General features: G+C 74.9%; 27 protein-coding genes and 1 pseudogene. 24 read left to right on the top strand and 4 right to left on the bottom strand.

What is annotated here, in order from left to right; all coding sequences use genetic code 11:
* The 5 genes from ABD317_RS00965 to ABD317_RS00945 all read left to right on the top strand — a co-directional run bounded on the left by ABD317_RS00965 (nt 1) and on the right by ABD317_RS00945 (nt 2,302).
* Nucleotides 1–255, top strand: coding sequence for a type B 50S ribosomal protein L31 (locus tag ABD317_RS00965; protein WP_344286775.1), 255 nt, complete (start codon nt 1–3; stop codon nt 253–255).
* 18 nt (nt 256–273) lie between these two features.
* A complete protein-coding gene (locus ABD317_RS00960) occupies nt 274–1,410 on the top strand; it encodes a GTP-binding protein (protein ID WP_344286910.1) in 1,137 nt (378 codons plus the stop codon).
* Between the two features lie 33 nt (nt 1,411–1,443).
* Nucleotides 1,444–1,683, top strand: coding sequence for a 30S ribosomal protein S18 (rpsR, locus tag ABD317_RS00955; protein ID WP_281620852.1), 240 nt, complete (start codon nt 1,444–1,446; stop codon nt 1,681–1,683).
* A 19-nt stretch (nt 1,684–1,702) separates the two neighbouring features.
* Nucleotides 1,703–1,873 carry a 50S ribosomal protein L32 gene (gene rpmF, locus ABD317_RS00950; RefSeq protein ID WP_344286771.1) on the top strand — a complete coding sequence of 57 codons (171 nt, stop codon included), beginning with the start codon at nt 1,703–1,705 and terminating at the stop codon, nt 1,871–1,873.
* A 195-nt stretch (nt 1,874–2,068) separates the two neighbouring features.
* Nucleotides 2,069–2,302, top strand: a complete 234-nt coding sequence (locus tag ABD317_RS00945) for a hypothetical protein (protein ID WP_344286769.1) — start codon at nt 2,069–2,071, stop codon at nt 2,300–2,302.
* Nucleotides 2,303–2,478: 176 nt separating this feature from the next.
* Here ABD317_RS00945 and ABD317_RS00940 read toward each other — a convergent pair whose 3' ends face one another.
* The gene (locus ABD317_RS00940) at nt 2,479–2,883 is read right to left on the bottom strand and encodes a Fur family transcriptional regulator (RefSeq protein WP_344286767.1); all 405 of its coding nucleotides are present in this window, start codon (nt 2,881–2,883) and stop codon (nt 2,479–2,481) included.
* Nucleotides 2,884–3,101: 218 nt separating this feature from the next.
* Here ABD317_RS00940 and ABD317_RS00935 point away from each other — a divergent pair, with 218 nt between their 5' ends.
* The 14 genes from ABD317_RS00935 to ABD317_RS00870 all read left to right on the top strand — a co-directional run bounded on the left by ABD317_RS00935 (nt 3,102) and on the right by ABD317_RS00870 (nt 16,704).
* Complete coding sequence (locus ABD317_RS00935) at nt 3,102–4,106, top strand: FecCD family ABC transporter permease (protein ID WP_344286765.1); 1,005 nt, start codon at nt 3,102–3,104, stop codon at nt 4,104–4,106.
* Entirely contained in the window at nt 4,099–4,932 is an 834-nt protein-coding gene (locus tag ABD317_RS00930; RefSeq protein WP_344286763.1) for a heme ABC transporter ATP-binding protein, read from the top strand. Before ABD317_RS00935 ends, ABD317_RS00930 begins: the two co-directional genes overlap by 8 nt.
* The gene (locus ABD317_RS00925) at nt 4,929–5,867 is read left to right on the top strand and encodes an ABC transporter substrate-binding protein (protein WP_344286761.1); all 939 of its coding nucleotides are present in this window, start codon (nt 4,929–4,931) and stop codon (nt 5,865–5,867) included. The genes ABD317_RS00930 and ABD317_RS00925 overlap by 4 nt, the downstream gene beginning before the upstream one ends.
* Nucleotides 5,868–6,231: 364 nt before the next feature.
* Nucleotides 6,232–6,528 (top strand): hypothetical protein, encoded by a 297-nt coding sequence (locus ABD317_RS00920; protein WP_344286759.1) that lies wholly within the window; start codon nt 6,232–6,234, stop codon nt 6,526–6,528.
* A 697-nt stretch (nt 6,529–7,225) separates the two neighbouring features.
* A complete protein-coding gene (locus ABD317_RS00915; protein WP_344286757.1) occupies nt 7,226–8,023 on the top strand; it encodes a class I SAM-dependent methyltransferase in 798 nt (265 codons plus the stop codon).
* Nucleotides 8,024–8,028: 5 nt separating this feature from the next.
* On the top strand, nt 8,029–9,069 hold the full coding sequence (locus tag ABD317_RS00910) for a pyridoxal-phosphate dependent enzyme (protein WP_344286755.1): 1,041 nt from the start codon (nt 8,029–8,031) through the stop codon (nt 9,067–9,069).
* On the top strand, nt 9,066–9,884 hold the full coding sequence (locus tag ABD317_RS00905) for a Rossmann-like domain-containing protein (protein WP_344286753.1): 819 nt from the start codon (nt 9,066–9,068) through the stop codon (nt 9,882–9,884). Before ABD317_RS00910 ends, ABD317_RS00905 begins: the two co-directional genes overlap by 4 nt.
* Nucleotides 9,885–9,912: 28 nt before the next feature.
* A complete protein-coding gene (locus ABD317_RS00900; RefSeq protein ID WP_344286751.1) occupies nt 9,913–10,941 on the top strand; it encodes an ABC transporter substrate-binding protein in 1,029 nt (342 codons plus the stop codon).
* Between the two features lie 17 nt (nt 10,942–10,958).
* A complete protein-coding gene (locus tag ABD317_RS00895) occupies nt 10,959–11,873 on the top strand; it encodes a class I SAM-dependent methyltransferase (RefSeq protein WP_344286749.1) in 915 nt (304 codons plus the stop codon).
* Nucleotides 11,857–12,957 carry a FecCD family ABC transporter permease gene (locus ABD317_RS00890; RefSeq protein WP_344286747.1) on the top strand — a complete coding sequence of 367 codons (1,101 nt, stop codon included), beginning with the start codon at nt 11,857–11,859 and terminating at the stop codon, nt 12,955–12,957. The genes ABD317_RS00895 and ABD317_RS00890 overlap by 17 nt, the downstream gene beginning before the upstream one ends.
* Nucleotides 12,958–13,010: 53 nt before the next feature.
* A complete protein-coding gene (locus ABD317_RS00885) occupies nt 13,011–13,943 on the top strand; it encodes an ATP-grasp domain-containing protein (protein WP_344286745.1) in 933 nt (310 codons plus the stop codon).
* A 17-nt stretch (nt 13,944–13,960) separates the two neighbouring features.
* Nucleotides 13,961–15,202, top strand: coding sequence for an MFS transporter (locus tag ABD317_RS00880; RefSeq protein WP_344286743.1), 1,242 nt, complete (start codon nt 13,961–13,963; stop codon nt 15,200–15,202).
* Complete coding sequence (locus tag ABD317_RS00875) at nt 15,199–15,909, top strand: class I SAM-dependent methyltransferase (protein WP_344286741.1); 711 nt, start codon at nt 15,199–15,201, stop codon at nt 15,907–15,909. The genes ABD317_RS00880 and ABD317_RS00875 overlap by 4 nt, the downstream gene beginning before the upstream one ends.
* 3 nt (nt 15,910–15,912) lie before the next feature.
* Nucleotides 15,913–16,704, top strand: coding sequence for an ABC transporter ATP-binding protein (locus ABD317_RS00870; protein ID WP_344286739.1), 792 nt, complete (start codon nt 15,913–15,915; stop codon nt 16,702–16,704).
* A 218-nt stretch (nt 16,705–16,922) separates the two neighbouring features.
* Here the strand turns inward: ABD317_RS00870 and ABD317_RS00865 are convergent, their stop codons facing one another.
* Nucleotides 16,923–17,501 carry a sigma-70 family RNA polymerase sigma factor gene (locus tag ABD317_RS00865; protein ID WP_344286908.1) on the bottom strand — a complete coding sequence of 193 codons (579 nt, stop codon included), beginning with the start codon at nt 17,499–17,501 and terminating at the stop codon, nt 16,923–16,925.
* A 170-nt stretch (nt 17,502–17,671) separates the two neighbouring features.
* The gene (locus ABD317_RS00860) at nt 17,672–18,430 is read right to left on the bottom strand and encodes a hypothetical protein (protein ID WP_344286737.1); all 759 of its coding nucleotides are present in this window, start codon (nt 18,428–18,430) and stop codon (nt 17,672–17,674) included.
* A gap of 282 nt (nt 18,431–18,712) precedes the next feature.
* Between ABD317_RS00860 and ABD317_RS00855 the strand changes: the two are divergent.
* The 3 genes and pseudogenes from ABD317_RS00855 to ABD317_RS00845 all read left to right on the top strand — a co-directional run.
* Nucleotides 18,713–19,069 (top strand): annotated as a pseudogene (locus tag ABD317_RS00855) (MFS transporter); the annotation flags it as partial.
* An 85-nt stretch (nt 19,070–19,154) separates the two neighbouring features.
* Nucleotides 19,155–19,829: an MFS transporter gene (locus tag ABD317_RS00850; RefSeq protein ID WP_344286735.1), complete on the top strand. Its 675-nt coding sequence runs from the start codon at nt 19,155–19,157 to the stop codon at nt 19,827–19,829.
* Nucleotides 19,813–20,841 carry a sugar ABC transporter permease gene (locus tag ABD317_RS00845; RefSeq protein ID WP_344286733.1) on the top strand — a complete coding sequence of 343 codons (1,029 nt, stop codon included), beginning with the start codon at nt 19,813–19,815 and terminating at the stop codon, nt 20,839–20,841. The genes ABD317_RS00850 and ABD317_RS00845 overlap by 17 nt, the downstream gene beginning before the upstream one ends.
* Here ABD317_RS00845 and ABD317_RS00840 read toward each other — a convergent pair.
* Nucleotides 20,780–21,979, bottom strand: a complete 1,200-nt coding sequence (locus ABD317_RS00840) for an acyl-CoA dehydrogenase family protein (protein ID WP_344286731.1) — start codon at nt 21,977–21,979, stop codon at nt 20,780–20,782. The genes ABD317_RS00845 and ABD317_RS00840 overlap by 62 nt on opposite strands.
* A gap of 127 nt (nt 21,980–22,106) precedes the next feature.
* Here ABD317_RS00840 and ABD317_RS00835 point away from each other — a divergent pair, with 127 nt between their 5' ends.
* Together ABD317_RS00835 and ABD317_RS00830 are read left to right on the top strand one after the other, a co-directional pair.
* Nucleotides 22,107–23,891, top strand: coding sequence for a CoA transferase (locus ABD317_RS00835; protein WP_344286729.1), 1,785 nt, complete (start codon nt 22,107–22,109; stop codon nt 23,889–23,891).
* Nucleotides 23,888–25,540 (top strand): class I adenylate-forming enzyme family protein, encoded by a 1,653-nt coding sequence (locus ABD317_RS00830; protein ID WP_344286727.1) that lies wholly within the window; start codon nt 23,888–23,890, stop codon nt 25,538–25,540. The genes ABD317_RS00835 and ABD317_RS00830 overlap by 4 nt, the downstream gene beginning before the upstream one ends.
* Nucleotides 25,541–25,753 lie beyond the last annotated feature (213 nt).

The raw sequence follows: 25,753 nt of genomic DNA, 5'->3' as shown, positions 1-25,753 counted from the left end.
ATGAAGTCCGGCATCCATCCCTCCTACCGCCCCGTCGTCTTCCGCGACCGTGCGGCGGGGTTCGCCTTCCTCACCCGGTCCACCGCCACCAGCGAGCAGACCGTCGACTGGGATGACGGCCACACCTACCCCGTCGTCGACGTGGAGATCTCCTCCGTAAGCCACCCCTTCTACACGGGCCGGACGAAGGTCCTCGACACCGCCGGCCGCGTCGAGCGGTTCGAGCGCCGCTACGCCCGCCACCAGGAGCGCTGAGCGGTGGCCGGGAAACCGATGCCGGTGGTCGTCGTCGCCGGGATGCACCGCGAGGCGCGCACGGCGGCCGTCGAGTCCCTGCTGCGCGCCGTGCCCGACGCCGTTGCCGTCCACCACGACCTGGACGCGATCGAGGGCGACCGCATGCCGCGCACGGTGCGGGACGCGAACGGGGTACGGGATCGGGGCAGGCCCCGTATGACCCGGCCCTGCGCCTGCTGCGCCGTACGCGACGACCTCGTGCCCACGCTGCTGACCCTCGCTGTCGGCGGAGCCCACCGGCTCGCGGTGGTCGAACTCTGGGACTCCGTCGAGCCGCAGGCCATCGCCGAGCTGATCGCCGCCGCGCCCGCCGAGGCCATCGAGCTCACCGGGGTCGTCACCGCCGTCGACACCGACTCGCTGGTCCCGTACCTCAGCTGCGGCGACGACCTCGCCGAGCAGGACCTCGCGATGGCGGCCACCGACCGCCGCACAGTCGCCGACACCTTCGCCCGCCAGCTCGAATACCCGCCCGTGCTGGCCCTCGCCTGCGCCGGCACCCCCGAGCCGGCCGACCTCGCGCTGCTGGACCAACTCCACCAGACCGCCCGGCGGCTGCCCCTCGGCTCACCGGAGCTGGCCCGCGTGGCGACGGCCGGCTTCGACGCCGACGCCGCCGCCGCCCGCCACCACCCGGCCTGCGCACTGCTGCCCCAGGAGGCCGAGGAGCACGGCGTGGCCACCCTCGTCTGGCACCGCACCCGCCCCCTGCACCCCGGCCGGCTGTACGCAGCCCTGGAAGACATCACCTGCGCCGCCCTGCGCAGCCGCGGCCGCCTCTGGCTCGCCGACCGCCCCGACGCGCTGCTGTCCTGGGACGCCACCGGCGGAGCACTCTGCATCGAACACGCCGGACCATGGCTGGCCGCGCTGCCGGAAGCCGCCTGGGAGCTGGAACCGGCCGCCCGCCGGGTCGCCGCCGCCCTCGACTGGCACCCCCGGCACGGCGACCGCACCCAACACCTCACCTTCACCGCCCCCGACCTGGACCGCGACACCCTCCGCCGGATCCTGGACTCCTGCCTGCTCACCGACGACGAGTACGCCGCGGGCCCGGGCGCCTGGCGCACGCTGTCCACCGCGTTCGACGCCCTGCTGGGCGTTCCCGCCTGACCCACCCGCACCCGAACCCGGAAAGCTCTGTCCATGGCAGTCAGCGGTCCCCGCAAGCCGCCACGCAAGCGCAAGAACCCGCTGCTCACGGCCGGCATCACGTACATCGACTACAAGGACACCGACCTGCTGCGGAAATTCATCTCCGACCGCGGCAAGATCCGCAGCCGCCGCGTCACCGGCGTCACCGCCCAGCAGCAGCGCGAGATCGCCCGCGCCATCAAGAACGCCCGCGAGATGGCCCTGCTCCCCTACACGTCCAAGCCCCACTGAGCCCCGTCCGGAGGATTTCATGGCCGTACCCAAGCGGAAGCTGTCCCGCAGCAACACCCGCCACCGCCGCGCCCGGTGGAAGGCCACCCCGCCCGATCTGGTCCCCGTGACCATCAACGGCTCGGTCCACCGCGTGCCGCGCCACCTCGTCCGGGCCTACCAGCGCGGCCTGCTCCCGCCGCCGGACTGACCCGCCCGGCGCAACCGGCGCACCGCACACGGCGGTTGTGCCGCGGCGCACCTGTCCCGTCGCCACGGGGCCGACGGGACGCCACGCCTTCTCGCGCAGCAGCCGCAGGCCGTTCGGCCCCGTCGAGGACACCCTCGTGCCCGCCACGCCGATCGGCAGGGGGACGTCCGGACAGGTCCCAGCCCGACCTGTGCGGTGAGGGAGAGCCCGGCGACCGCCAGGTTCTACATCATCAGCCCGCGGGCGCGCCGGGGGGAGCACCACGACCGCGGGCACGGCGGTGAGTTCGTCGCGTACGACGACGGCGCCCGCGGTCTCCAGCACCAGGCCGGGGACCCGGCTCTGCCATGGCGACCCCCCATGGGCGGCGGCCAGCGCCGGGGCGTCGTCCCGGAGTCGTTGTCGGTGGCGTCGACGCGCGGCCGGTGATGCCCGGTGCGGGTCACGTCGCGCAGGATGGTCGTACCGGGCCCCCGGGTAGCCGGTCGGCTCGGTCACCGGCACCCGGTCCTCCGCAGACCCTACGCGGGGAGTGGGAACGGTCACGGCGGTCGATCTCCTTCCGGTGCGGCGGCCGACGAGACGGCTCCGTGTCTGCGGTCCGGTTACCTCTGGTCCGGAAGGCAGCGGGCGCAGACGCCGCTGAGTTCGAGGGTGTGCTCGATGTCGGCGAACCCGGTCGCGGCGGCGAGGCGGCCGGCCCAGCGCTCGACGACGTCGGTGTCGACGGCCCGGCTGAGGCCGCAGCTGCGGCAGATCAGGTAGTGGCGGTGGCCCGCGTCCGGCCGGGGGCGGTAGAGCCGTTCGCCGGACTCGTCCCGGACGACGTCCACCCGCCCGGCCCGCTCCAGCTCGCGCAGCGTGCGGTAGACCGTCGTCAGCCCGACGGCGACACCCGCCGTGGCCAGCTGCGCGTGCAACTGCTGGGCGGAGACGAAGTCGCCGCTGCGCTGCAGGGCGCCGAACACAGCGGCGCGCTGCCGCGTCCTGCGTAGCCGCGTCTCTGGCATGGCACGACTCTCCCGGTTGACCGGCGCGGGTGGTCTGCGCCATGCTAAATGAACATGGTTTTCATGTCTATCTGATGTCCTCGTGTCGTTGGGGGAGGATTCGTGCACTGCTCCGTGCGTCATGCCCTGGGCGTCACCGGCGGCGTGGCGTGAAGAACGCACGCGGCACGCTGCCGCGCCGCCCGGTGGCCGACGCCCCGGGAAGGGGGCGCCGGCGCGTGCTCCCGTCCGTCGCCCTGGCGGCGGTCACGGTGCTGGCCGTCGTCGTCGCCACCTCGCTCGGGCCGGTCACCGTCCCGTTCGGGGACACCGTGTCCGTGTTGCTCGGCCATCTCGGGCTGCCCGCCGGCGAGGTGGAGACTCGGCACGTTCTGGTCATCGATGACATCCGGCTGCCCCGGGTCACCACGGCGCTGCTCGCCGGGGCCGGCCTCGCCGTCGCCGGGGTGGTGCTGCAGGCGCTGTTCCGCAACCCGCTCGCGGACCCCGGCATCACCGGCGTCTCCAGTGGTGGCGCGGTCGGCGCGGTACTCGTGCTGGCCACCGGCGCGACCGCGGCCGGCACGTGGGTGCTGCCCGCCGCCGCCTTCGCCGGCGCGCTGGCCGCGGTCTGCCTGCTCCAGCTGGCCGCCGCGCTGCGCCGCGACCACTCCCCCGCCACCTTGATTCTCGTCGGGATCGCGCTCAACGCGCTGCTGGGCGCGGTCGTCTCGGCGGTCGTCGCCAACGCCCCGGACACCGACACGGTGCTGTCCCTCACCTTCTGGCTGCAGGGCGACCTGGACGGCGCCAGCTGGAACGGGGTACGGATCCTGGTGCTGCCCGTGCTCGTCGCCCTCGCCGTCGCCGTGGCCTTCGCCCGGGACCTCAACGTGCTGCTGCTGGGCGAGGCTCAGGCGCGTTCGACCGGTCTGGACGTGGTGCGCGTACGCCGCTTCCTGCTGGTCTGCGCTTCGCTGCTGACCGGGGTGTGCGTGTGCGTCACCGGCGTCATCGGCTTCGTCGGCCTGGTCGTCCCGCACGCGGTGCGGCTCGCCCTCGGCCCCGACCACCGGTTGCTGCTGCCCGCCGCGGCGCTGGCGGGCGGCACCTTCCTGGTGCTGGCCGACCTCGGCGCCCGGATGCTGTTCGCCCCGGTGACCCTGCAGACGGGGGTCGTCACCGCGTTCCTCGGCGCGCCGGCCTTCCTCTTCCTCGTGTTGCGCGGGCGGAAGCATGTCTGACGACTCCGGCCGCGGGACGGTTCTGCGCGCCTCGACGCTGCGGCTGGCCTACGACGAGCGGGTGATCCTCGACGACGTCTCCCTCGGCGCCGTCCCCGGCGAGGTCCTCGGCCTCATCGGGCCCAACGGGGCGGGCAAGACCACCCTGCTGAAGACGCTGGCGGGGCTGCTGACGCCACAGGCGGGGCAGGTGCTCCTCAACGGGCGCCCGCTGACGCGCATGCGTCCGCGTGAGGTGGCCCGGCAGCTGGCCCACGTGCCCCAGGACACCGCGCTCGACTTCGGCTTCACCGCGTACGACGTGGTGCTCATGGGCCGCCACCCGCACGTGCGCCGGCTGCAGCCGCTCGACACGGCCGACCACCGGATCACCGGCGAGGCGCTGCACACCGTCGGCGCGGCACACCTGGCCGGCCAGCGGGTGCCGACCCTCTCCGGCGGCGAGCGGCAACTGGTCCACCTGGCCCGTGCGCTGGCGCAGCAGCCGCAGGCACTGCTGCTGGACGAGCCGGTCGCCGCCCTCGACCTGCGGCACCAGCTGCACGTCCTGCAGCTGCTGCGCACCCTCGCCGCCCACGGCACCGCCGTGGTGACGGTCCTGCACGACCTCGGGCAGGCCGCGCGCTTCTGCGACCGCCTCGCCCTGCTGGACGCCGGGCGGATAGCCGCCGCCGGCCCGCCCGCGGACGTGCTCACCGAGCCCTTGATCAGCGCCGCGTACGGGGTCCAGGCCGCCGTCCGCGCGGACGAGGACACCGGTGCGCTGCGGGTCACGCCGCTGCGCATCGTCAGCTCCGAGAACAACCGGAAAGAGAGCGTACGTTGACACCCCGCAAAGCCCTCAGATCCTCCCTGCCCGCCACCGTCCTCCTCGCCCTGCTCGCCGTCACCACCGCGGCCTGCGGCGACGACGCCTCCTCCGCGGACACCGGCGACACCGCCGGCAGCGGCGCGGCCGAGCCGCGGCGCATCGCCGCCCTCTCCCCCGACGCGGCCGAGGCCGTCACCGAACTCGTCGGCGCCGAGCGGTTGGTGGCCGTCCCCCGGCAGTCGCTCAGTCCCACGCTCAGCGGCCACGCGGACCGGCTCGCCGACGTGCCGCACAAGATCCCCCCGGGCAACGACCCGGACCCCGAGCAGGTGCTGTCCTGGGGCCCCGACCTAGTGGTGGTCACCGCCCGCCACGAGGGCGAGCAGCAGGCGTCGAAGACCCTGACGAAGGCGGGTGTCGACACCGTCACGCTGCCCGGCGACGGCGGCTCCCTGAAGCAGATCCAGACCAACCTCACCCGGCTCGGCGAGAAGCTGGGCGCGCCGGAGAAGGCCGCGTCGCTGGTCGAGGAGATGAAGCGGCGCACGGCCGTCGTGACGGAGGACGTCCGGGGTGAGGACAGGCCCTCGGTGCTGATCCTCAGCAACCAGGCCGCCACCCCCTTCGTCAACGCGCCCACCGCACTGGTCTCCGACCTGGTGGTCACGGCCGGCGGCACGCTGGCGGCCGAGGAGGCCGGCGTCACCCGTACCCGCCCCGTCGACCCCGAGGTGATCGTCAAGGCGGACCCGGACTTCCTCCTGCTCGTCGACGTGACCGGCAAGGGGCGGGCGTCGTACGACACGTTGCTGGAGAACGAGGCGGTCGCCTCGCTCGACGCGGTCACGGAGGACCGGGTCCGGCTCTTCGAGGCGAACACCACCTACGGCGTCGGCGGCACGGCGGCCGTCGACGGCCTGGAGGACATCGCGGGGTGGCTGCACCCGTAAACCGGGCGACGCCCGTGACCCCGGTGAAGGTCGTCACGTGGGGTTCGAGGCGCACAGCGCCTTCGCGCCGCGGCAGGGTGCCGGGCGCGTGCCGGAGGGGTGCTGGATGCCCGTCGAGCGGTACGAGGCGGCCGCGCACGGGCTGCGCGTCCTGCTGCACCCGCTGCGGCCCGCCGCCCACCCGGATCCCGGGCCCGCCGCGCGACGGACGTCGTCGGCTGGGTCGCACGCTCGACGCCCTCGGCAGGGAGTCGGCGGCCCGGGTGCAACCGTAATAGCGATCATTTTCAATTATTTGTGCGGCGGCTGGGCCGGGAGCAGACTGGAAGGTGAACGGCGGACGTACCAAGCCGCGGAGAGAGTCATGACCACCACGCACGCCCCCCACTCCGGTCACGCCCATCGGCATGGTGAAGGTTGCGGTCACGTCGCGCTTCCGCACCACGACCACGTGGACTACGCACACGACGGCCATCTGCACCGCGTGCACGACGATCATGTCGACGAGTGCGAGCAGGGCCGGCACATCGCCCACGCCGACCACCCCCATCAGCACGGGGCCGGCTGCGGGCACGTTGCCGTACCGCACGGAGAGCACGTCGACTACGTGCACGAAGGCCACCGTCACGCCGCCCATGACGGGCACTGGGACGACCACTGAGCGTTTCGCCCGCGCTGTCGCCGTATCGAGGCCGGACGGGCGGTACGGCATGACCGGACAGCACGGTTTGCGCAGACGGCAACAAGAGTTGCCTCGGCGGCGGTGCGGCATGCAGCCGTAGGTGACCGATGACGCCCGCGCCGACGACCCCACCGCCCTCCGGCCCGGCCCGGAATGACCTGTCGTTCCTCGCCGCGCCGGACAAGCCGGCCGGCTGACGGCTCTCTGGCCTACGGGGCCGCGGCGAACGCCGGAGTCCTTGCCGCACCGCCCGGTGACCTCGCCGGCCTGGCCGCAGGACCGGGGGCTGCGCTTCTTCCACGCTCGCGACGACCGTCCGCGTCACCACGCTGCCAGCCACGGCCAGTGGCTCCGGGGCGCCGCCCGGTCGACGACGCGATCATCCACGCCGTACTGGAACGGCTGCCTGGGCGAGTTGCACACGCGGCCGTGGCGGACGCTCCACGACGCGCTGGGAAATCCGGCCGGAGCCCACCGGGGTGTCGACTCACGTGACGCAGGCGACACGTGTGAGGACGCAGAGCCATGGTCGTAATGAAAATCATTTGTAATACTTATGCGGCCGTCGGCATGTGACGCCGAGGCTCCGCCGTGGGGTGTCCCGGCGTGCAGTGCCCAACCGAGGAATCGCCGAGTCGTCGTCAGCGGCTCGGTGACCGACCGAAGGGACTCGAACGTGCACCGACCGCCCACCACCGGAGCCCGTCCCGGCCCGCCGGTACTGCCCGGCACCGCGACCGGTTGGACGCTGCACGGGCTGCTGCCCCAGACGCTGTCCGCCGAGGAGATCCGGGCGATCAACAAGCCGAGCCGGGCCATCCACGAGCACCGCACCTACAGCTGGAACGGCTGGGACTTCGACCTGCCGCCGGGGGTGTTCCATCCCGGGGAGACCAGTCGCCTGGTCCACGCCCGCCTGCTGGAGGGCACGCTGCCGGTGGCCGGCCTGCGGTATGCGGCGATGGGCGCGGGCCTGGGCGTGGAGGCCGTGGTGGCCGGCGTGCGGGGGGCGCGCACGGTGTACGCGCTGGACGTGCATCCGGAGAGCGTGCGCACCGTGGCGCGGCACTACGAGGGGATCGTCGGTCCGGACGGGCCGCCGCTGGTCCCGCTGGTGGCCGACGTGTGGGAGGGCTTCCCGGACGGCGAGCAGGTGGACGTCGTCACGTTCAATCCGCCGGCCATCGAGCTGCCGCTGTCCGACGACCCGGAGATCGTGCGCAACCTGTGCCTCGGCCGCGACATCGCCGCCCGGTTCTTCGGCCAGTTGGTCGCCAGGGACATCCTCGCGCCCGATGGCGTGGTGTACCTGATCCTTTCGAACACCGCCCCGCTGCGTGACATCGTGGCGATGGCCCTGGAAGCCGGGTTCGGCGCCGAGGTGGTGCACGTCGAAGACTGGCCGGGCGACGACGTGCAGACCTACCTGTTCGCGCTGCGCCGCCGGAGCGCCGCCGCGGCGGGGAAGGCCTGACGCCCGTGCACGAGCACTACGCGGACGCGATCGCCGACCCCGACCCCATACGCCTCGCCCCCGACCTGGTGTGTCTGCGGTTCGAGGTGATGAAGGTGCGCTCGGCGCTCGGCGCCGTGCGCCACCTGCTGGCCAACGGCACGGTGCGGCCCGGCGACACCCTCGTGGACAGCTCCAGCGGGATCTACGCCCTGGCCCTGGCGCTGGCGTGCCACCGGTACGGGATGCGCTGCCACATCGTCGGGTCGACCACGGTGGACGAGACGCTGCGCGTCCAGTTGGAGATCCTCGGCGTGACGCTGGAACGCATGCCGCCGTCGGACGACCTGATGCTCGATCAGAACCGGCGTGTCGAGCGCGTCGGGCAGCTCCTGCTGGAGAACCCCGACTACCACTGGATGCGCCAGTACCACGACGCGATCCACTACGTCGGATACCGCGAGGTGGCCGAGGAGATCGGCCGGGAGCTGCCCGCCGGACCGCTCACCGTCGTCGGCGGGGTGGGGACCGGCTCCTCGACGGGAGCGCTCGCCGAGTACCTGCGGGCCGCGGGCCGGGACGTGCTACTGGTCGGCGTCCAGCCCTTCGGCAGCGTCACCTTCGGCGCGGAGCACACCGCCGACCCCGACATGATCATCGCCGGGATCGGCAGCTCCATCGAGTTCCGCAACGTGCGTCACGAGTTGTACGACCGGATCCACTGGGTGTCCTTCGCCTACGCCAGGGCCGGGGCGGTGGCCCTGCTGCGGGAGAGCGGGATCTTCACCGGGCTGTCCGCGGGCGCCGCCTACCTGGCCGCCGGGTGGGAACGGAGGCGAAACCCGGGGCGCACCGTGGTGTTCCTCGCTCCGGACACCGGGCACCGCTACGTGACGGCGGCGTTTTCTGCGTACTCCGAGGTCCCCGAACTCACCGCGCTCGCGCCGCGCGAGGTGGCCGGCACCGACGACGTCGCGCTGCCGTGGTCGGTCACCGACTGGACTGTCCGCCTGACCGCGCGCCGCACCCCGCGGCTGCCCGCCGCCGTACCGGGGCGGGCGTCGTGACCGCCGCCGGCGGCGCGGCCGGGGCCGCCGACCTGGCCGCCGAGGTGCTCACCGGCCGCCGTGGCCCGGATCCGGCGGGCGTGGTCGCGACGAGCGTGTTCTGGGTGCACCACGGCACCCGGCTGGGCGGCGGGAACGTCACCTACCGCAACCAGTACCTGCTGGTGCGCGTCGGTGCCGCTTTCGGGGCGTGCGCCTTCGAAGCCGGGGAGGTGGACGCGGGAATCTGCGTTGAGGCGTCCGGGCGGCCGGTGGCCGAGCTGCTGCGCGCGGACGCCGCCGCGCTACGCGTCGCCGCGCTGGACGCGTATCTCGGCGCGGTCGCCCCGCACCACGCCGATCCCCGCGCCGACCGGGTCGAACTGCCCGCCGGCACCCCCGAGGAGCGGGCGGCGGCCCGCGACGCCGCGGTGGCCGGCCTGCTGGACGTGCCCGCCGGCTCCCGGGTGGGGCTGATCGGCGTGGTGAACCCGCTGGTCGCCGCGATCCGGGAGCGCGGCGCCGCGCCGCTGCTGTGCGACCTGAACCTGCGCACCACCCGCTGGGGCGACCCGGTCTCCCCGGACATGACCGGGGTGCTGGAGACCGCCGACGCGGTCGTGGCGACCGGGATGACCGTGGGCAACGGCACGTTCGACACCATCCTGGCCCGCTGCCGGGAACGGCGGGTGCCGCTGGTGGTGTACGCGCAGACCGGCTCCGCCGTCGCCCGCGAGTTCCTCGGCGCGGGGGTCACCGCGCTGTCCGCCGAGCCGTTCCCGTTCTCCCAGTTCAGCGCCGACGCCACGGCGCTGCACCGCTACCGCGACAACTGACTTACACGTCGAAAGGACAGCCATCCCCATGCTGCGCTCCACCATGCGACCGCACCGGCGACTCGCATCCTCCCGTTCCCGCCTCGCCGCGGCGGTCGCCACCGGGCTTCTGGTCCTCACGGCGTGCGGCGACGACGGTGACGCGGACTCCGGCGACGCGACCGCCGGGGGTTTTCCCCTCACGGTGGAGAACTGCGGCCGTGAGCTGACCATCGAGGAGCCGCCGGAGCGGCTGTACGTGATCGGCGGCGAGGCCGGCACGCTGGTGCACGCCGCCGGCGGCACCGACCGCATCAGCACCTTCGCGCCCCTGACCGGCGAGCCGCTCGGCGAGGCGGCCGGACCCCTGGGCGAGCGCGAACAGGCACCCATCAAGACGATCACCGACCTCAACCAGGAGGCGATCATCGGCGGCAGCCCGGACCTCGTGGTGACCTTCGGCCTCAACGAGTTCGGCCCCGAGGACCTTCAGGTCGCCGGCATCTCCACCTTCATCATCGGCGGTTACTGCGGCGGATTCGGCGCCGGCGAGTCCGAGGTCCAGGACCCCATTAAGGAAATCTACGCCGATATCACCACCCTGGGCCGGATCCTGGGCACCGAGACGCGGGCCGAGGAGGCGGTCACCGACCTCCAAGGCCGCGTCGAGGCGGTCCGCGAGCAGGCCGACCAGTCGCCGCCGTCCGCGGCCACGACCGCCGCGCTGTTCGTGCCGGGACCCGACGGCGCGCTCGGCGCCTACGGCAGTCGCAGCATGATCCACCAGCAGATGGACTACCTGGGCCTGTCGAACGTCTTGGCCGACACCGACGAGCGGTTCTTCGAGCCCAGTACCGAAGCCCTGATCGACGCCGCCCCCGAGCGGCTGATCGCCCTCTACGAGCCCGGCGACACCAGCGAGCAGGAGGTGCGGGAGGCGCTCACCTCCCGCGAGGAACTCACCGGCATCCCGGCGGTGGCCGAGGAGGAGGTCCTGGTGCTCGACTTCTTCCACTCGGGACACGGCACGCTCGCCGTGGACGGCCTGGAGGCGCTGGCCGAGCAGATCGGCCGGTGACGGGCGGGTGGCAGCCGATGGGTGACAACGCCGTGATTCCCGACGGGCCCTCAGGGGTCGACCGCGCGGCGGCGTACTGGACCTCGCAGGCCGCCCGGTACGACCGCTGGGGCGATCTGGCCCACGGGCACCCGCGGTACCGGAACGCGTGGCAGGACGCGCTCGGCGCGCTCGCCGGTCACCCGGCCCGCGACGGCACCACCCCGCTCCGGGTGGCCGACGTCGGCTGCGGTACCGGCGAACTCGCGCTGCTGCTGGCGGAGATGGGGCACCACGTCACCGGCTACGACATCGCGCCCGGCATGCTGGAGCGCGCACGGATCAACGCCGCCGCGGCCGGTCCCCTGCCCGGCACCGCCGAGGTGGCCGCGGCCGAGTCCAGAGACCTGCCGCTCGGCGCCGGCACGGCGGACCTGGTGACCAGCCGCATGGCGTTCTGGGCGCTGCCCGACCCGGTGGCCGCGCTGCGGGAGTGGCGGCGCGTGCTCGCCCCCGGCGGCCGCATCGTGGTGATCGACGCGCTGCACTTCGCCACGCCTGCCACCGGGGCCGGCCGGGCCCGGCACCGGGCCGAGCGCGCCTTCTGGAGCGTGGTCGGGCGCCTCGACCGCCGCCGGGGATCCCGCGCGGGCCCTTCCCCAGCCTTCGGCCGGGGGGACCCCCCTCTCGCTTCGGTCGCCCCGGTCCGCCCGGCCACCCCCGGCGTCGCCTGGCGGTCGGTCGGCGAACCCGCGGCGGTATTCGCCGCCGCCGACCTGACCGGGGTGCGCGTCGGCTGGCTGGACGAGGTGGCCGCGGCCCACCGGAGCACCGCTCCCCTGCGCTGGCGGCTCGCCGGCCTGCTGCCCCGCTTCTACTCCCTCACCTGGCAGGCCGACGCACCGTCAGAACGGCAGAGAAACGGAGAGGGCCACGATGACGCTGACCGCTGACACCGGGGACGTCCTCGACAAAGGCCCGCCGCCCGTCGACGACCTCGACCACGCCCGGCGCAGCCGGCGGACCCTGCTGTGGGTCGGCGGCCTGGCCCTGCTGCTGCTCGTCACCGTCCCGGTGGCGATCGGCCTGGGGCCGGTGGCCATCCCCCCGGACACCGTCGCCGCGGTCGTCGCCCACCACGTCGTCGGCGCCCCGGAGGTGACCTGGGAGCCGTCGGAGGACAGCATCGTCTGGCTGGTGCGGACACCGCGGGTGCTGCTGGCGGCCGTCGTCGGGGCGGCGCTTGCGATCACCGGGGTGGCGCTCCAGTCCCTGGTGCGCAACGTGCTGGCCGAGCCGTACCTGCTCGGTGTCTCCCCCGGCGCCTCCACCGGCGCGGCGCTGACCATTCTGTTCGGGGTGGGCACCGGCGTCGGAGCCAGCTCGCTCACCACGAGTGCGTTTCTGGGCGCGCTCGCCGCGATCGCGGCGGTGTTCGCGCTGGCGAGCAGCGGCGGCCGGATCACCGCGGTGCGGCTGCTGCTCGCCGGGGTCGCCGTCGGCTACGTGTTCAACGCCGTCACACACTTCCTGATCTTCGCCTCGGACACCCCGGAGGGCGCCCGCGCGGTGCTGTTCTGGCTGCTCGGCTCGCTCGCCAGGGCCTCGTGGTCCTCGGTGGGGCTCGCGGCGGCGCTGACGGCGGTCGCGTTCGCGGTGCTGCTGGTGTGGTCCCGGCGGCTGGACGCGCTGGTCCTCGGCGACGACACCGCGCACGCCCTGGGCAGCCCGCCGAACAGGGTGCGGGCCCAGGTGCTGCTGGTGGTCGCGCTCTGCGTGGGCGCCGCCGTCGCGGTCTCCGGCGGCATCGCATTCGTCGGCCTGATCGTGCCGCACGTCGCCCGGCTGTGCGTCGGCGGCGTACACCGGCGGCTGCTGCCGGTCGCCGCACTGATCGGGGCGTCCTTCCTGGTCTGGGCCGATGTGGTGGCCCGCATGGCGTTCTCCCCCCGCGAGCTTCCCATCGGCATCGTCACCGCGGTGGTGGGCGCGCCGTTCCTGCTGATTCTGGTCCGCCGGATGAAAACGGCGACCTGAAGCCCGTCCCGCCGACCCCACCGACTCTCACCGCGAGGAGGCTCACGGTTCCCATGGCCGACAGCCCGCTGATCGTCCTGCTCGGCAACGACGATGACGACGACGACCACCGCGTCCTGTTCGACGGCGTCCGCCGGTGCGGGGGCCGGCCCCGCCGAGTGCACCCGGACGAGCTGGTGACCGAGGTGACCGCCGAGGCCACCCGGTTCCTCGTCGACGGCCGCGACCTGGCCCCGGACCTGATGTTCGGCTGGGTCTACGAGGACTACCTGATCCTCGGCATGAACCAGCTCGAAACCGCCCGCCTGGCCGGGATACCCGTGGTCAACTCGGCGATGACGTTGCTGCGCGGGCAGTCGAAATACCTCAACTCGGCTCTGCTGCACCGCGCCAAGGTGCCCCACCTGCCGGTGCTGTGGGGCCGCGACGAGGACACCCTGGCGGCCTGGACGGCCGAGCGCGGCTACCCGATGGTGACCAAGCCGCTGATGAGCTCCCGAGGCCGCGGCATGCACCGGCTGACCGACGAGGCGTCGGTACGCCACCACGCCCGGGGAATTGGTCCCGGACCGGAGCAGTACTACGTCCAGCCCTATGTCCCGGCCCGGCACCGCGACACGCGCGTGCTGTGCGTCAACTACCAGGCGGTGGCCGCCGTGGAGCGGGTCGCGCCGGAGGGCACCTGGATCTCCAACGCCCCCGGCAACACCCGGCACCGCGCCGAGCTCACCCCCGAACTGCGCGCGATCGCCGAGCAGGCCGCCGAGTCGATGGACGCGCTCTTCGCCGGGGTGGACCTCGCGTGCGACGAGCAGACCGGCCAGTGGTGTGTCTACGAGGTCAACACCTGCCCCACCTGCACCGCCACGTTCCGCGAGCTGGGCACCGATCCGGTGCCGCTGACCGAGCTGGCGTCCTTCCTGGTGGCCGCCGCCCTCGACTTCGACGGCGCGCGCCGCGACTGGCGCCCCGCCACCACCCTCTGAGCGGCTGAGCGGCCGTCATGCTCGCGATTCTGCGCAACACCCGGTTCCGGCTCGCCTGGCTGAGCTACACCGCCTCCTCAGCCGCGACCTCCCTCACCCCGGTGGCGCTCACCCTGTACCTGCTCGACACCCGGGGCGGCGTCGCCGCGCTGGGGTGGGTGCTCGGCTCCCGCACGGTGGGCTTCGTGCTGGGCGCGGTGCTCGGCGGCGTGTTCACCGACGGCTACCCGCGCCGCACGGTGCTCGCGACGGCGAGCACCGTGCGCGGCACGGCGATCCTGGCCTCGGTCGCCGCATTCGAGGTGTCGGTCCCGGCGATCTGCGCCGCCATCCTCGTGGCCGGCATCGGGGAGGGCATCTTCCGCGGCGCCTACCAGGCGCTGGTCGGCGAGGTCGTGCCCGAGGCAGACCGGCAGCGGGCCAACGCGCTGTCCACGCTGAGCAACAGGCTGCTGCTGGTCGGCGGCCCCACCGCGGCCACCGTGCTGTACGTGGCGATCGGCGGCTCGGCCACCCTGCTGGGCACCGGCCTGCTCTGGCTGGCCTCGGCCGGGCTGGCCCTGCGCCTGCCGCGCGGCGCACGGCCGCCGTCCAACGACGCCCGCCGCCGCCCGTTCGCCGACTACGGCGAGGTGCTCCGCGAGGCGGCCCGGCACCGCTGGTTCGTCGCCGGCCTCGGCTCCCTGGTGGTGTGGCTGGCCCTCGGCTTCGCCGTGCAGCAACTGACCCTGCCCCTCGTCAGCCGCGGCGACCTGGGCGGCAACACCTTCATGGGCATCGCGCTGGGCTGCTACTCGGGCGGGGCCGTGGCCGCCGCGCTGCTGATGGCCCGCTGGACCCCGCGCCGCCCCGGGCTGGTCGCGTTCGCAGGGCTGAGCCTCTACGGTCTGGTCCCGTTGGCACTCACCGTGCCGGCGGTGTCACCGGAGCTGGGCGCCGCGCTGGTGCTGCTGGCGTACTTCCTGGGAGGAGTCGGCATCGAGGCGTTCAACATCCCCTGGTTCAGCGCCATCCAGCGGGAGGTGCCGCCGGAGCGGATGGGGCGGCTGTTCTCCTTCGACTTCATGGTCTCCCACGGCGTGGCACCACTCGGCCTGATCCTGCTGCCCCACGCGCTCACCGCCGCCGGGCACACCCCGGTGCTCCTGACGTGCGGCCTGCTGACCGTGGCCGCCTCCCTGGCCGCGCTGGCCGTGCCCGGAGCGCACCGGCTCTCCGACCCCCGGCCGCGCGGGCGGGCGGAGGTGACGAAGCCGTGAGCGGCGCCCCGGATCCGGCCGCCGTGGCCTCGGTCACCCGCACCTGGGAGGGGCGGGCCGCGCGCTACGACCGCTACTACCGTGCCTACGCGGAGGCGGGCCGGGACGCGTGGCGAGCGCTGTACCGCGACGCGATCGCCGCGCTGCTCGGCCCGGCCGAGCCGCCCCTGCGGGTGCTGGACGTGGGCACCGGCACCGGCTTCGCCGCGATACTGCTCGCCGAACTGGGCCACGAGGTCACCGGCATGGACGCCTCGGAACGCATGCTGGCGGGAGCCCGCGCCGAAGCCGCCCGGCGCGGCGTCACCATCCGATGGCGCCACGGCGACGGGCACACCCCGCCGGAAGGCCGGTACGACCTCGTGACCTGCCGGTACGTGCTGTGGACCCTGCCGGCGCCCGAGGCGGCCCTTGCGGCATGGGCCCGGGCGCTGCGCCCCGGTGGCGCGGTGCTGATCGCCGACGGCCTGTGGCACACCGCCCGCCAACTGCTCCGCTTCCCCCGGCTGCTCCCCGGAGCCGCGCGCGACTACCTGGGCATGGGCCGGACCCTCCCGTACTGGCGCGGCATCACGGCCCCCCAGACAGCCGCGCTGCTGCGGCCGGCCGGGTTCGGCCCGCCGCGGCACTTCGAGCACCTGATGCCCCCTCGCCGGCACCGCGACAGCAGGGACTTCTTCATCATCGGTGCCAGACGGGAGAAATAGGACATGATCAGTGCGGCGGATGTGACCTTCGCGTACGACGGAACACCGGTGCTCGCCGGCGTGGGCCTCGAAGCCCGCTCCGGCGTCGTCGGACTCATCGGTCCCAACGGCAGCGGCAAGACGACTCTGCTGCGCATCCTGTACGCGGCGCTCGCCCCGCGCGGCGGCAGCGTGCTGGTCGACGACCGGCCGGTCGCCTCCGTCCCGCACCGCGAGCTGCCCCTGCGGATCGCCGTGGTGGCCCAGGAGGCCCCGCCCGAACTCCCGGTCACCGTCGCCGACATGGTGCTGCTCGGCCGCGCGCCCCACCGCTCGGCCCTCCAGGCGTACACCGCCGAGGACCACCGCATCGCCGCCGCCGCACTGCGCCGGGTCGGCATGCGCGACCTCGCCGACCGCAACGTCGCCACCCTCTCCGGCGGCGAGAAGCAGCGCACCCTCATCGCCCGCGCACTCGCCCAGCAAGCCCACCACCTGCTGCTCGACGAGCCCACCAACCACCTGGACATCCACTACCAGCACGAGGTCCTGCACCTGGTGCGCAGCCTGGACGTCACCACCGTCGTCGTCCTGCACGACCTCAACCTGGCCGCCCGCTACTGCGACCACCTGGTGCTGCTCGACCAGGGCACCGTGGCCAGCGCCGGGCCCACGGCCGAGGTGCTGACCCCCGAGGTGCTCGAACCCGTCTACCGGGTGTCCGTCCGCACCCTCCACGACGAGGACTGCGTGCAACTGGTGTTCCGCCCCCGGGCCCCGGCCACCGCCACGCTCCAGGAAGACGGTCAGCGATGACCCACCGGCGCGTGCCACACGGGCAGGTCTGAAACCCGCCGCAGGACCGGGTCGTCTCCCGCCACCAAGCCCACCCTGCGCTGGTCAGCGAGGCACCCGGATAAGGCTCGCGTAGCGAGGTGGGTTCGGCCGCGGGCCGGTACGCAGGAGGCTGACAGGCGGTCCCGCATGGCGTCGGCCGCCCGGCCCGGGAGCCGGGCGGCCGACGCCGCCTGCGGTCAGGCAGCGGTGGGCGTGAGGCCGGCGCGCTCGGCGTCGTGCAGACAGCGCATCAGGGTGCTGCGGGCGCGGGAGACGCGGGAGCGCACGGTGCCCACGGGGCAGTCGCTGACCAGCGCCGCCTCCGCGTACGGCAGTCCGACCAGTTGGGTCAGGACGAACGCCTCGCGTCGCTCGTCCGGAAGGGCTGCCAGCAGCTCGGCGAGTGCGACGGCGTCGTCGTGGCCCGGCAAGCCGGACGGCTGGGCACGTTCCGCAGCGGACTGCCAGTCGGCGGTGTCGGCCAGCCGGGGCCGGGCGGCGGCGTGGCGGAGGCTGTCGACCACGGTGCGCCGGGCGATGGCCAGCAGCCAGGTGCGGGCCGAGGAACGGCCTTCGAAACGGTGCAGGCTGCCCAGCGCGCGCAAGAAGGTCTCCTGCGTGATGTCCTCGGCGGCCTGCGGGTCGGCGCCGAGGTAGATGACGTAGCGCCGTACGTCGTGGTGGAGGGCGCGGACGACGTGCTCGACGGCGTCGGGGTCGCCGGCGCGGGCGGCGAGCGCCCAGGTGGTTATCGCCTCGTCGGACAAGACGGGCATGACGGTGGGAGTCACGTGGTCTCCTTCTCGGATTCCGGGATCCGGACCGGCGCATACGGCATCAGGTCCGGTGCTGGATAGGCGGCCGCGAGCGCACGCGCGCACGCGGCCGTGCCCGAGGTGCGGGGGCGTTGCAGCTCCCCCGGACGGCCTCGGGTGACCGGCTGTCGTCAGCGGACAGCGATCCCGGAAGGCGGGCCCCGAGAAGAGATGGAGTGGACCAGGAGACGTCGCGGCGCGCGCTCCGAACGGGGCCGGCCGCGGCGGGCTTCGGGGAGCACCGGAGGCACCGGCGCGGCGTGCGGCAGGCGGAGCGGCGCCGCCAGCCATCCTGCGACGGCGCGCAGGATGCGGAACGCGGCGCGTTCGCCGTACGCCAGCCACAGCCCGCACAGCAGCGCGGCCAGCAGGTGGGCGCCGAGCATGCCGGCGGAGGACATCTCACCCGCACCGTGCCCCATCTGCCCGGCGTGCCCGGCGTGCCCGGCGTGCCCGCCGGGGGACATGGCGTCCATGCCGTGGTGCATGGAGTGGTGGCCGGCGGCGGCGTGCATGCCCGCCGCGGTGTGCGGCGCGTCCGCGGCGGTTGCCGCAGCCGCCTCCTGCGGTGCGCACAGCAGGTACCGGGACCACCGCTCGACGAGGGTCCCGCCCCCGTGTGCTGCCGGGTGCATCACCGCCTGGGTGAGCGAGAACGACGCGTGCAGCGCCGTCTGGGCCGCCACCGTGGCGGACGTGATCAGCACGAGTCCGCGCTCGCGCCCGGCCAGGCACCAGCCGGCGGCGCCGGTGGCGGCGGCAGCGGCGGCCAGAGCCCACCGGGGCACCGGTGTTCCGGACATCAGCACGTGCCCCAGGGCGGCGAGCAGCACGCACAGGGCCGCGAACATCGCGGCCCGCACGGTGCGCGCACCCCACCCTGCAGTCATGGCGGGCTCATCCTCGCATCGGCCCCGGGCGTGTCACGGCCGGGTTGAGCATTCCGTACCCACCCCGCTCGGGCCCCGCCCGTGTGACCCGGGTCACGGAAACGGCGGGGAACCTGCCGCCTCACCGGTCCGACTACTGCTTCCGGACCGTCGGTTTCTCCGGCTGGGAGGCGGGAGGGAGGCACTCCGGTGACGGCGGAGTCGAGCAGGATCCGCGCGGAGGAGGACGGCGGCGGCCCGCAGCGGGCGAGCGGCGCTGTCACGGCGCTGCTGACGTGCGCCATGGCCTTGTCGATGATGCAGTTGTTCCTGCTCGGTGCGCTGGGCCCGCGGCTGGTGGACGACTTGGGTCTCTCCGCGACGGTGCTGGGGCTGACGACGACGGTCGGCTTCGGCGCCGCGGCCGTGCTGTCGCCGGCGGGCGGCCGGGTGGTGGACCGTATGGGTCCGCGGCGCAGCCTGGTGGCGTTGCTGTGCGTGGCGGCGGTGGCGCTGGCGCTGATCGGGGCGGCGCCGGGCGCCGGGTTCCTGCTGGCCGCGGTCGCGCTCGGCGGGCTGCCGCAGGCGCTGGCCAACCCGGCCACGAACAAGGCGATCCTGGCCGCGGTTCCGCCCGCGAAGCGGGGTGCGGCGACCGGGTGGAAGCAGTCGGGGGTGCAGCTCGGTGCCTTCGCGGCCGGGTTGCCGCTGGCGGCGCTGGCCGGCCGCCGGGTGGCGCGGCGCCGTGTGGACGGCCGCCGGCGCCGCGGTGGCGGCGGCGGTATGGGCGGCGCGTACGCTGCCTGCCGACCCGCCGGCGAAGCGGGCGGCCACCGTCTGGCTGCCGCGCGGGATGGCCGCCTGGCTGGCGGGTTTCTCGCTGCTGCTGGGCGGCGGGATCGCCTCGGTGAACACCTATTTGCCGCTGTACGGCGTGCAGCGGCTCGGGCTCGGTCCCACGGCGGCGGCCGCGCTGCTGGCCGTCCTGGGCGCGGTCGGGATAGCGGCACGGGTGGGCTGGTCGAAGGCGGCGGGCCGCGAGGAGCGGGCCGTGTGGCTGCCTGGAGGTCTTGCGGCGGGGGCGGTCGTCGCCGCCCTGTTGATCGCGGTCTCCGGCCGGGCGCACGCCTTGGTGTGGGTCGCGGCGGTGGGGGTGGGTGTTTTCGCGGTGGCGGCCAACGCCGTGTCGATGGTGCTGGTGCTGCAGCGCGCCGCGCCGGGGCGGGCAGGTCAGGATTCCGCGCTGGTGGCGGCGGGGTTCTTCGCCGGCTTCGCGATCGGTCCGCCGCTGTTCGGGCTGCTGGCGGAGGCCGGGCGGTACGGCACGGGGTGGCTGCTGGTCGCAGGTGAGTTCGCCGGGGCGGGCGCGGTGGCGCTGCTGTGGGCGGTACGGGATCGTGGTCATGCCGTACCCCGATGAGCCGGCCGCCGTCTGGGCCGCTCCCGCCCTGGCCGCGGTGCTCGACCGCGTAGCCCGTACCCGCGCGGAAGTCGGCGGCCTCTTCCCGCTGTTCGCCGAGCCGGCGGGCGGGACCTGGACGACGACCCGGCGCGGCTCGTGGACCGGCGGGTTCTGGGCGGGGCTGCTGTGGCTGCGCGCACGGCACACCGGCGATCCCGGGGATCTGGCTGCCGCGCGGGCGTGCACGGACCGGCTGGCCGAGTGGGTCGGGGCGGACACCGCGGCCCGCGGGCTGATCTTCTGGTACGGCACCGTCCTCGCCGACGATGACGGGGCGCGGCTGCGCAGGGAAGCGGCCCGCGCCTGCCTGGGGTCCTTCGACCGGCAGTTGGGCGTGGTGCCCTGGGGCGGGGCGTTCGGCGGGCCGCGGCTGCTGGCCCGCGCGGACGGCGTGCCGGGCATGGTGCCGCTGCTCGCCTCGGTGGACGCACCGGCGGCGGCATCCCACCTGCGGCGCCACCTGGGGCTGTGCGTGGGCAGCCGGCCCGCCTGCTGGTCGTGGGAGTACGCGCCGGGCACCGGCTGGACCGCGCGGGCCGGTCCGCCGCCGGGCTGGAGCCGCGGCCCGGCCTGGCTGCTGCTGGCGATCGCCGCGGCCGTGCGCCACCTGCCGGAGGCCGGCCACGCGGACGCGGTGGGCGCGTGGAGCCCGCCGGAGCACGTGCCGCCGGCGGACACCGCGTACCGCACCGGGCCGCGCGACACCTCCGCCGCCGCCATCACCGCGGCCGCCTGGCTCCAGCTCGGCCGCCGGGAACGCGCCGTCGCCCTGCTGAAGACGCTGGCCGGGGTCCACCTGACCGGTGACGGCCGCCTGCTCGACGGCTGCTACGACCTCGCCGCCGGCACCGCCGTCCGGCACGAGCTGATCTGGGGGACCTTCTTCCTCGCCTACGGCCTCGCCCAGCTCACCGGCCTGGCAGATCCGCCTCGGGGTCCGGGCGCAGGACCCGCCGGGCCACCGAGGTGATGTGCAGCTCGTCCGGTCCGTCGAGGATGCGGGCCGCGCGGCCGGTGCGGAACAGCGCGGGCAGCGGTGTGTCCGGTCCGAGTCCGGCGGCGCCGTGCACCTGGATGGCCGCGTCCGCCACGTGCTGCAGGGTGCGGGCCGCGGCGACCTTGGCCAGCCCCACCTCCACGTGCGCGTCGAGCCCGGCGTCGAGGCGGTCCACCGCCTCGTAGACGAGGGACCGGGTGGAGCGCAGGGCGAGCAGCGACTCGAAGACGTGGCGCTGGACGAGCTGGAGCCCGGCGAGCGGGCCGCGGGAGCGGGACCGGCCGACCGCCCGCTCCCGCATGAGGTCGAACGCGCGCCGGGCCTGGCCGAGCCAGCGCAGGCAGCGCAGCGTGCGGCCGAGTTGCAGCCGCTCCCCCGCGATGCCGAGGGCTCCGCCCCGCTCGCCGATCAGGTGTCCGGCGGCGACAGCGACCTCGTCGAGCTCGAACTCCGCGTGCCCGGCGGCGCCGAGCACCGGCAGCTCGCGCAGCAGGCGGAAGCCCGGCGCGTCGGTGGGTACGAGGAGCAGTGAGAGTCCGTCCCGGTCCGGGGGGTCGCCGTCCGTGCGTGCGAGCACGGTGACGAGGTCGGCGCCGACGGCGCCGCTGGCGAACCACTTGCGGCCGGAGACACGCCATCCGCCGTCGGCCGCGGGCACGGCGCGGGTGGCGGTGAGGAACGGGTCGGTGCCCGGCGTGCCGGGCTCGGTCATCGCGTAGCAGGCCCGCAGCTCCCCCGCGACCAGCCGCTTCAGATACCGCTCGCGGACGCCCGGGCTGCCGTGCCGCCGCAGCATCAGCGCATCGAGCAGGGAGGCGGAGCCCAGCGCGGCGGGCCCGTGGTCGCTCGCGCCCTCGGCCTCGGCGAGGTGGGCGTACGAGCCGAGCGGCTGCCCCTGCCCGCCGAGTTCGGCCGGCAGGGGCAGCGCCCACAGCCCCGCGGCCTTGGCCTCCCGCCGCAGCCGGCCCAGCTCCGCCGTCGCCCGCGGCCCGCCGCCGTCCAGCACCGGCTCGCACGGCGCCACCCGCTCGCGTACGAACGCCGCGACGCGCTCGCGCAGCTCCGCCACCTCCGGCGGGCAAGGCGGGCCGCCGATCCGTATGTCCTCCACCGCTCTTCTCCAGCCCCACGGGAACCCCCGCGAACGTCAGTCCGACTGACTCTTCCGGGAGACAGGTCGGGGGCGGGCGCCCCCGGGTTCCCGCGCCCCGCGCGGGAACAGGAAGGGAGAAGAAGGCATGGCCCGCACAGCCTCACCGGCCGCCGCACGCGGCGCCGGACCGCTCGCCGGTCTGCGTACGGAGTGGCCGGGGCCGCCGGGCCCCGGCGCCGGAGTCGTCGCCGGGCAGCTGCGGCTGCTGGGCGCGGAGGGCGGTCCGGGGCGCGGCGGCCACGTCGCCCTCTCCGGTGCGGAGTTCGGCGAGGTGTCGGTCCGTACGGCATGGGGCAAGGCGGAGGGCGTCACGGACGAGGCCACCGTGCAGGCCGCGACCGGCGTCATGGCGGTGCACGGCCGCCGCGACGGCGCCCCGCGCGGGCTGGCGGTCGACTACGCGGCCACCGCCGCCGGAGTCCTCGCCGTGCAGGCGCTGCTGGCCGCGCTGCTCGCGCAGGCCCGGGGCACGCGGGGACGGTTCGCGCACGCGGAGGTGAGCGCCGAGCGGGCCGGGCTGCTGGCCGTATCGCAGTATCTGGCCGCCGCCGGGGCCGACGAGGGCGAGGCCGTCGAACTCGCACCCGGCGGGCCTCCGTTCACCTCCGGCGACGGCGTCGTCTTCGAGCTGGAGGCCCTCGAACCGGGCGGCTGGGCGGCCTTCTGGCGCGCCCTGGGCGCCCCCGAGGAGGCGGTACGCCGCGGCTGGCGCCCGTTCCAGTTCCGCTACGCCACCGCCTGTGCCCCCTTCTCCGACGCGCTGCATCAGGTGGTGCGGGCCTGCATGTGGGAACGGATCAAGGCGGCCGCGGACGCGGCCGGCGCCGACGTGTGCCCGTTGCACGCGCTCACCCGGCGGGCCGCAGAGGACGACGGCGCGCCGCCGTGGACCCTCACGCCGCACGGCGAGGGCCGCACCGCGACGACGTCGTCCGGGCTCGACGCGCCGCTGGCCGGGCTCACCGTGCTGGAGGCCGGCCGCCGTATCCAGGCCCCACTCGCCGCCCACCTGCTCGGCCTCCTCGGCGCCGAGGTCGTACGGATCGAGCCGCCGGGCGGCGACCCGCTGCGCGGCATGCCGCCGGCCTGCTCGGGGATCTCCGCGCGCTGGCTCGCGCTGAACCGGGGCAAGAAGGCCGTCGAGGTGGACATCAAGTCCCCCGCGGACCGCGGGCGGCTGCACGAGATGGCGGGCGACGCGGACGTGTTCCTGCACAACTGGGCGCCTGGCAAAGCCGCCGCACTGGGCCTGGACCGCGAGCACCTCGCCGCCGCCCACCCCGGTCTCGTCTACGCGTACACCGGCGGCTGGGCGGACCGGATCCCCGGAGCACCCGTCGGCACCGACTTCATGGTGCAGGCCAGGACCGGCGTCGGCGAGGCCGCCCGGCCCGCGGACGAGCAGCCCGCCCCCTCCCTGATGACCCTGCTCGACGTGCTCGGCGGGCTGCTCGGCGCCCAGTCGGTGCTGGCGGCGCTGTTGCTGCGCGAGCGCACCGGCCGCGGCGTACGGGCCGATTCCTCTCTGCTCGGCGCCGCCGACCTGCTCACCGCACCCGCCCGCGCCCGGGCCGTACGGGGAGAGCCCCCGCGGCGCCCCGCCGGATACCGCCGCCCGCTGCCGACGCGCGACGGCGGCATCGCCCCCGCAGACACCTGCGCGGACGCCGTCGCCGCCCGGTACGCCCGCCACCGCCTGGCCCGCGCGTCCACGGCGGAGGCCCTGGCCCGGCTCCACGCCCACGGCCTGACCGCCACGGCGGTCACCACCGACCTCGCCGGCCTGCCCCGCGATCCGCGCTTCGCCGGCCTCATCCGCCATGACGCGCACGGCTCCCTCGCCGTACCCGACCCCTGGAGGTTCGCATGACCGTCGTCTTCGACGACCTGCTGCCCGGCGAGCTGCGGCGCTCCTGGGCCGTGGACGGCACCTGCCCCGACCTCGATCTCTACAGCCTCTACCGGGCCCGCCAGATCGCCGACCTGCACCGCACAGCGATCGTCGACGCCAAGGGCGGGCTCTGCTACACCGCGCTGGACCGCAAGGCGCGATGCCTGGCGGCCGGACTCGCCGGGCTGGGCGTGAGCGCCGGCGACGTGGTCGGCGTGCAACTCCCGAACAGCCGCAACGCCGTCGTCGCCGACCTGGCCCTGGCCGGCCTCGGTGCGGTGGCGCTGCCCTTCCCCGCCGGACGCGGTGGCCGCGAAGCGGCCTCGCTGCTCGGCAGATCGCAGGCCGTCGCCGTGATCGCCGCGACCGAGCACCGCGGCCACCGGCACGCCGCCGACCTGCTCGCCCTGACCGCCGAACTGCCCGCGCTACGGCACGTGATCGCCGCCGGCCCCGATGACGCCCCCGAAGGCGCCGTGCCGCTCACCGCGTTACTGCGCACCGACCCGAAGGCCTTCGTTCCCGCCCGGCCCCACCCGGACTCCGTCGCGCGGATCCTGGTCTCCTCGGGCTCGGAGGCCGAACCGAAGATGGTGGCGTACTCGCACAACGCCCTCGCGGGCGGACGCGGCAACTTCCTCGGCTCCCTCATACCCGACGGCCAGCCGCCGCGCTGCCTGTTCCTGGTCCCGCTGGCCTCGTCGTTCGGCAGCAACGGCACCGCGGTCACCCTCGCCCGGCACGGCGGCACCCTCGTCCTCCTCGACCACTTCACGCCCGACGCCGCCCTCGCCGCCCTCGCCGCGCACGAGCCGACGCACGTCGTCGGCGTGCCCACGATGATCCGGATGATGCTGGACCGGATCGCGGAGGGAACCGACCTGGTGTTCACTCCGCCCACGGCGCTCCTCGTCGGCGGCTCGCCGCTCGACGCGACCACCGCCGAGGAGGCGCAGCGCGTCTTCGGCTGCCCGGTCGTCAACGTCTACGGCTCCGCCGACGGCGTCAACTGCCACACCGGCCTGGCCGGCGGGATGGCGCCGGCCGACGACGGGCCGGGCATCGCCGTCGGCCGCTCCGACCCCCGCGTCGCCGACATCCGTATCGCCGTCCCCGGCGCCGGGGAGATGCGCGAGGCACCCGGCGGGACCGCGGGCGAGATCGTCGCCCGCGGCCCGATGTCGCCGCTGCGGTACGTCGCCGCCCCCGAGCTGGACGCCCGCTACCGCACCCCGGACGGCTGGGTGCGCACCGGCGACCTCGGCGTGCTGGACGAGGACGGGACGCTGCGGGTCGTCGGCCGGCTGAAGGACGTCGTCATCCGCGGCGGGCAGAACATCAGCCCCGCGGAGGCGGAACTGGAACTGGCGGCCCATCCGGACGTACGCGACGTGGTGTGCATCGGCGTCCCCGACCCGCTGATGGGCGAACGACTGGCGGCCTGCGTCGTACCGCGCGGCGGCCGGACCCTCTCGCTCGACGCGCTCTGCGCCCACCTGTCCGAACGCGGCCTGGAGCGGCGCAAGCACCCCGAGCGCCTGCTCGTCGTGGACCAGTTGCCGCTCACCCCGGCGGGCAAGCCGGACCGCGGACGGCTGCGCGAACTGCTCGCCGCGGGCGGGTCGTAGGCGGCGCCGGAGCCCGGCGCCCGGTTCCCGGCCCTTCGCGCGCGGGGCCTACGTCCCCGACGGCGACCGGGCCGGGGCCGGCCCCGGCGAGCGCGGGCCCGCCGACTGCGACGGCTCACCCGACGTCGTGCTCACCGCGGAAGGCGCGCCGGTACCCCGAGGGGATGCGCCCGTGCCCGTCTGCGCCCGCAAGACGCGGTGCAGGTGACGCCC

Source organism: Streptomyces synnematoformans (assembly GCF_039531005.1).
In the GTDB taxonomy this organism is placed as follows: Bacteria; Actinomycetota; Actinomycetes; order Streptomycetales; family Streptomycetaceae; genus Streptomyces; species Streptomyces synnematoformans.
The sequence above is the reverse complement of the archived record's forward strand: the minus strand, read 5'-3'. Positions and strand labels throughout refer to the sequence as shown.

What these genes read in the sequence shown, in the direction of transcription:
- ABD317_RS00845 (WP_344286733.1), top strand. Translation starts at nt 19,813, where the DNA reads ATGCCGTACCCCGATGAGCCGGCCGCCGTCTGGGCCGCTCCCGCCCTG.
- ABD317_RS00880 (WP_344286743.1), top strand. Translation starts at nt 13,961, where the DNA reads ATGCTCGCGATTCTGCGCAACACCCGGTTCCGGCTCGCCTGGCTGAGC.
- ABD317_RS00895 (WP_344286749.1), top strand. Translation starts at nt 10,959, where the DNA reads ATGGGTGACAACGCCGTGATTCCCGACGGGCCCTCAGGGGTCGACCGC.
- ABD317_RS00890 (WP_344286747.1), top strand. Translation starts at nt 11,857, where the DNA reads ATGACGCTGACCGCTGACACCGGGGACGTCCTCGACAAAGGCCCGCCG.
- ABD317_RS00860 (WP_344286737.1), bottom strand. Translation starts at nt 18,430, where the DNA reads ATGACTGCAGGGTGGGGTGCGCGCACCGTGCGGGCCGCGATGTTCGCG.
- ABD317_RS00930 (WP_344286763.1), top strand. Translation starts at nt 4,099, where the DNA reads ATGTCTGACGACTCCGGCCGCGGGACGGTTCTGCGCGCCTCGACGCTG.
- ABD317_RS00835 (WP_344286729.1), top strand. Translation starts at nt 22,107, where the DNA reads ATGGCCCGCACAGCCTCACCGGCCGCCGCACGCGGCGCCGGACCGCTC.
- ABD317_RS00900 (WP_344286751.1), top strand. Translation starts at nt 9,913, where the DNA reads ATGCTGCGCTCCACCATGCGACCGCACCGGCGACTCGCATCCTCCCGT.
- ABD317_RS00870 (WP_344286739.1), top strand. Translation starts at nt 15,913, where the DNA reads ATGATCAGTGCGGCGGATGTGACCTTCGCGTACGACGGAACACCGGTG.
- ABD317_RS00965 (WP_344286775.1), top strand. Translation starts at nt 1, where the DNA reads ATGAAGTCCGGCATCCATCCCTCCTACCGCCCCGTCGTCTTCCGCGAC.
- ABD317_RS00960 (WP_344286910.1), top strand. Translation starts at nt 274, where the DNA reads ATGCCGGTGGTCGTCGTCGCCGGGATGCACCGCGAGGCGCGCACGGCG.
- rpmF (WP_344286771.1), top strand. Translation starts at nt 1,703, where the DNA reads ATGGCCGTACCCAAGCGGAAGCTGTCCCGCAGCAACACCCGCCACCGC.
- rpsR (WP_281620852.1), top strand. Translation starts at nt 1,444, where the DNA reads ATGGCAGTCAGCGGTCCCCGCAAGCCGCCACGCAAGCGCAAGAACCCG.
- ABD317_RS00830 (WP_344286727.1), top strand. Translation starts at nt 23,888, where the DNA reads ATGACCGTCGTCTTCGACGACCTGCTGCCCGGCGAGCTGCGGCGCTCC.
- ABD317_RS00940 (WP_344286767.1), bottom strand. Translation starts at nt 2,883, where the DNA reads ATGCCAGAGACGCGGCTACGCAGGACGCGGCAGCGCGCCGCTGTGTTC.
- ABD317_RS00865 (WP_344286908.1), bottom strand. Translation starts at nt 17,501, where the DNA reads ATGCCCGTCTTGTCCGACGAGGCGATAACCACCTGGGCGCTCGCCGCC.
- ABD317_RS00885 (WP_344286745.1), top strand. Translation starts at nt 13,011, where the DNA reads ATGGCCGACAGCCCGCTGATCGTCCTGCTCGGCAACGACGATGACGAC.
- ABD317_RS00920 (WP_344286759.1), top strand. Translation starts at nt 6,232, where the DNA reads ATGACCACCACGCACGCCCCCCACTCCGGTCACGCCCATCGGCATGGT.